Genomic DNA, 4,794 nt, shown 5'->3' on the forward strand with positions numbered 1-4,794 from the left:
TGTCCAAGATCCGGGGGTAGGCCCCTACAGCCACGGCGACTGGACCCTGCAGCTGCGCCGCCTCGCCCTCAACGACGGCACGAACCCGTTCTGGTCCGCCCACCTGGAGGTGTACCTGCCCTGGGTCCAACCCCGCGGCGCCAGGCTCCGGCTGCCGTGCTGGCTCCTGGAAGAAGAGCTCCGCCCCAGCACCGAGATGATCCGCCGCTCCCTGCACCTCGGCTGGTCCCTCGCCCGAGCCGTCCACTGGGCCAACACCGAACGCCGGCCGTCATGGGCCCCCAACCAGTACGGCTGGCGTACACCGAGCACGGGCCTGCGCCGGGTCCCCGACGGACACGCACTCCTCCGAGCCCTCTACGACATCGAAGCCGGCACCGACGACACCCTCACTGCCGCCGGCGCCCTCATCCACAACTGGACCGGCACATGGCAAGAGCTCCGCGACACCGCCATCGCCATCGGCGAGAACACCTGAAGAGGCACCACGGCCATCTCCGCGGCGGCACAGCCGCTATGCCTCCCTCTCCCGGACCTTCATCAACTTTGAGCAGTCATTCGTGCAGGTGAGTGAATTGCGCGTCGCGGATCGCGAACGCCGCACCCGCCCATGCAGGAGACGCCGATGATGCGCCCGTTGGAGCCACTGACACCTCGCACCGTCCTCGACACGATCGCCGACGCCCAAGCTCTCTGGACCTACCGCAGCGGCACCCTCGACTACGACGACCACCTAAGCGCGTTCGACGCCGTCACCACCCAGCTCGAACGCGCCCTGTCCCGGCTCCAGGTCCTCACCACCACTCACCCCGATCTCACCCTCGCCGGCGCCATCCCGCCAGGCGCCGCCCCCGACGACGAAGTGCAGGAATGGCAAGACAGCGCCACCTTCCTCCGCGACCTCGTTGAGACACACCCGGGCGACCGGCCATCGCCATCTCAGACGGCCTCCCACGGCGGCTCGTTGGCACGTCATCGCCTACAGGCTCCCGGCTGAACTCGCCAACCGAACGCAAGCCCGGCTAGCGCAGCAAACGCATCCGGTGTGGCGCTAGGGCGAGTAGCGCCGCTCCTCCATCCAACGCGGTCTCAACTGCATCGAGCCGTTAGCCACCACCGGCGCAAAGCGGCTCATGCCCACAGGCCGTTGTGCCGCAGTTCTCGCCCCTTTGGCGTGACGCCTTCGAGCGTGCCGTCCACGGGGTCCAGCACGAACAGTGCCATCTCGGCCGCGTCTGCGGCGAAGGCGATCGCCTCACCGGTGTACCCGGTGGTGGCGAAGAACAGCGGGGCGCGGCGCAGAGCGTCGTGGGCCGTGACGTGGACCCCGTCGTGGTTGACGGGTCAGGTCGCTGCGGTTTGTAGGTCGGGGTCGGCCCAGGCGCGGGCGACCTCGGTGGGGGTGCGGTAGCCGAGCCCGGAGTGGGGCCGGTGGTGGTAGGTCTCGACGTAGGTCGCGATCGCGGTGCGGGCGTCTTCGATGGTCTCCCATTCGGTGCGCCAGGCGCAGCGCTTCTTGAACTGCCCGAACCAGGACTCGATGAATGCTTGGGACTCGGGGTCGCGGTAGCCGCCGCGGCGGTGGGTGATCCCGCGGGCCGACAGGTGCTTGCGGAAGTCGCGCGAGGTGAACTGCGACCCGTTGTCGGTCCCGAGGGTCAGCTGCTCGGGGACGATGCCGTGGGCCAGGACCGCGGCCTCGACGCAGCCGATCGCCTCGGTGGTGCGGGTGCGGACATCCACGGTCCAGCCGGCGACCTGGCGGGTGCAGCAATCCACGATCACGTGCAGGTAGACCCACCCGTGCGCGGCGGTCCAGACCTTAGTCATGTCCATGTGCCACAGCTCGTCCGGGCGGGTCACCCGGAAGTACCCCGGTCGGCGACGCCGGTCGGTGTTCCGGGAGCGTTGCAGCAGCCCGTGCGCGCGCATCACTCGCTGGACCCGCTTGCGGTTCACCGGGACGCCCAGCTCGCGGGAGGTCAGGGCCGCGACCATCCGCGTCCCGTCGACCGGGTTGGCGCGGGCGACCTCGACGATCACGGCGTCCCCGGGCCGCCCGCGGCCAGGGCCGGCGCCCGCGGGGCGTCGGCTGATCGGCCGGTAGAGGGCCTGCCGGGAGACCCGTGCGACGCGGGCGACGACGGCCGGCTTGCGCCCGGTGGCGACCACGGCGCGGGCTCTGGACACCCGGGTGCTCACGTCCAGTCCCGCGAGAGTTCCCCCGCGACGTCCAGCTCATACGTCTTGCGGCCCAAAGACCGCTCCAACGAGGCGACCTTCTTGCGCAGCTCGGCGATCTCCGCATGCTCCGGGGTCCTGCTCTGCGGGTTCGCCAGCGCCGTCTTGCCGCCCTCGAGCAGCTTGTCCCGCCACGAGTAGTACAACGTCTCGGAGATCTCGTACTCCCGGCACACGTCCCGCACGCTGCGGTCCCCGCGCAGGCCGGCCAGCACGACCTCGGTCTTCTGCTCGACCGTGAACTGCCGGTACTTCCTCTTCTCGCTCATCAGCCCTCCTGTGGGCATCAAGAGCGACCATCCTCCCCAAGCCCGACGGGCTCGGGAAGTGTCAACGGCCCGACGGGGTCCTCGTCAGGCCGCCACCCCCGCCATAGCGCGCACTTCCACCACGCTCACCGGACCGGCCCAAGCCTTCACTTGAGCGATGTAGCGGTCGGCCACCACGTCTAGCCCGCCATCCTTAGTGCCCCGGGTAACCGCCACACCGGTTGCTCCGAGGTGCTGCATCCACGCCGCGGCAAGACGCTCGGCTCCATCGGGAGAGACCCCATAAGGCTGCGGGGGCGGAGGTTCGCTGACGACGCTGGTCGGCCGATGGCCCGCACGACGGTCCGCAACCGCACGTGTGAGAACTCGGATACCGTGCTCGGCCAACGCGGTTGCCTCCGACTCGTAGGCATCCACCAAGCCGTTCTCCCAGTGGACCCGCGCGGCGAAAGCGAGGTCCTCCGCGCCGCTGAACGGGCGCGCCACAGGAGGCTCGCGTCGCTTGGGCGCGCTCATGAACGGCCACTCCCGCGCGAGGATTCGCCATGCCTCCTCACGCAGGCGCTCGGGAATGTAGACATCGACATAGTGCTCGACGCCGTCATCGAAAATTCGCAGCTCAGAATCGCTGAGGACGTCAAGTCGAGCGAGGGCCAATTGCTCCATTCGCGCTTCAGCCTGACCCTCCGGGTACAGGTCAGGCCCGCCCGGTCGGCGACGAACCCGGCTCGCCGATTGGTCCGCTTGAGCGGCAGCGAGCCGCTCCAAGGCCTGAGCTTTGAACGCAGCGAAGGCCGCGTCTGCCAAGAGGTACTTGGTGTCGTGATGCTCGACGCCACGCACCCACTCCTCCGCGGTGCCGTCGACGTACACCGACGCAGCGACACTCAGGCGGCGGAAGGCGGCGGAGTCGATCCCCGTTGCGCGGAGCTCCTTGTGCGTGTGCCACGCAGCCAACGCGCGCCCCGCGCCTCGTGCCCAGGCGAGCGCACGAGGCGTGAGCACCCGGGTGGCAGGTTGCTCCTCGAAGGTTGACGTCACGCTCTCTCTTTCGGTGCGACGGGTGACGGGCTGAACCGACGGAGCGTCGCGGTCATGCGACCGCGGCCTGCCATCGTCACCGGTCGCAGAGTGGACTCCGCACACCGACGATCCCTGGCAGCCGTGAGGACCGCTTCCGATCACCCGCGTGAGGCATGCGGTGACGACGCAGCGCTGAGCAGGGCGTCGAGCTCGGGGGACGGTTCCGCCCCGGTCAACCAGTCCAGGACGTCCACTGCGCCTGCCGCATGCGACACGACCTGCGGGTCGGCGTAAGCCTCGAGCGACTCGTACGCGGCCTGAAGCCGGCCAAGCAGTCCTTCGAGATCGCGCCCTCGCAGCTGGCTCTGTCTCCCTCCCCTTCGCAAGTCGAATGCGACGTCGAGCGGGCCGCCATCCCTCCGAGTGTCGCCCGACGCGTTGCCCAGTGGCTGATCGTTCCGAGCGGGCCGTACGGTCGTCGCGTAGCCAGGCTCGCGGATGAGATCCAGGTCCCGCCCCTGACGCCGTGGTACGTACGAGAAACCGTCCTCAGACTCTGGGTCATAGGCGACCACCAAGTCCTGCCCAGCAAGCCGCTCGAGAAAGCTCGCCAAGCGCTTGGCGTCCAGGGGCCGAAGCTCCGCTCCGGCGCGACGACGCGCCTCCATCCGCAGCAGAACCAACGGATACGCCCATCGGTGCTCCTCCCGGACGTGCCACGGGATAAGCGCGTCGTCCCGTGCGATGCGCCGCGCAAGTCCCCGCCGGGTGACGAAGTTCGAGAACGTGCTCAGGCTCATCGTCAGTTGGTACTTGCGCAGGTACTCGTCCGCCATCTGTCGATACGTCCAACCCGCCTCGTGCCAGCGCACGATCTCCTGCTCGTCCTGAATCTTCCTCGCGGCCAACGCCCACGCCTTTCCTTGTCCCGGCTTCTGATCGGTTCCGCCCCCGCCTCGCTGAGCGGCCGCCATGGCACGATCCCGCCGAACGGCACGGACTCGCCCTGCACGCCCGAGCACCTGCGGTCCATGACCCGGCTCCGACCGCTGGGGAGGCGAAACGACACCCGTTACTGCGCGGTCCGCTGAACGATCGACGTCGGCCGCGTCCGCGCCCGCTCCTACACCCCGTCCGGCCGCATCCCGTCGGCGATCCAGGCATACGCATGCTGCTTGCCCGGGTCGAAGGCATCGGAGTTCACGGCAAGGTGGTAGCGCTCAGTGCTCGGCGGGAATGTCCCGCGTCAAGCAGATGGCAG

Annotated in this window: 6 protein-coding genes; 2 read left to right on the plus strand and 4 right to left on the minus strand. The window is 69.1% G+C overall.

The window, feature by feature from the left end; translation table 11 throughout:
- Together N866_RS21545 and N866_RS16425 are read left to right on the plus strand one after the other, a co-directional pair.
- Nucleotides 1-478, plus strand: a 478-nt coding sequence (locus tag N866_RS21545) for a hypothetical protein (RefSeq protein WP_034228392.1), incomplete at its 5' end; no start/stop codon positions are given.
- A 132-nt stretch (nt 479-610) separates the two neighbouring features.
- On the plus strand, nt 611-997 hold the full coding sequence (locus tag N866_RS16425; protein WP_034228395.1) for a hypothetical protein: 387 nt from the start codon (nt 611-613) through the stop codon (nt 995-997).
- Between the two features lie 347 nt (nt 998-1,344).
- On the opposite strand, the gene N866_RS16430 is transcribed toward N866_RS16425, so the two are convergent.
- From N866_RS16430 to N866_RS22190, 4 genes are all read right to left on the minus strand, one after another.
- Nucleotides 1,345-2,202, minus strand: coding sequence for an IS3 family transposase (locus N866_RS16430; protein WP_162177329.1), 858 nt, complete (start codon nt 2,200-2,202; stop codon nt 1,345-1,347).
- Nucleotides 2,199-2,510 carry a transposase gene (locus N866_RS16435; protein ID WP_052023172.1) on the minus strand — a complete coding sequence of 104 codons (312 nt, stop codon included), beginning with the start codon at nt 2,508-2,510 and terminating at the stop codon, nt 2,199-2,201. Before N866_RS16435 ends, N866_RS16430 begins: the two co-directional genes overlap by 4 nt.
- Before the next feature lie 84 nt (nt 2,511-2,594).
- Entirely contained in the window at nt 2,595-3,551 is a 957-nt protein-coding gene (locus N866_RS16440) for a restriction endonuclease (protein ID WP_155855432.1), read from the minus strand.
- 140 nt (nt 3,552-3,691) lie between these two features.
- Nucleotides 3,692-4,441 (minus strand): hypothetical protein, encoded by a 750-nt coding sequence (locus N866_RS22190; protein WP_216699470.1) that lies wholly within the window; start codon nt 4,439-4,441, stop codon nt 3,692-3,694.
- Between the last annotated feature and the right edge of the window lie 353 nt (nt 4,442-4,794).

It is taken from the genome of Actinotalea ferrariae CF5-4 (genome assembly GCF_000603945.1).
GTDB lineage: Bacteria > Actinomycetota > Actinomycetes > Actinomycetales > Cellulomonadaceae > Actinotalea > Actinotalea ferrariae.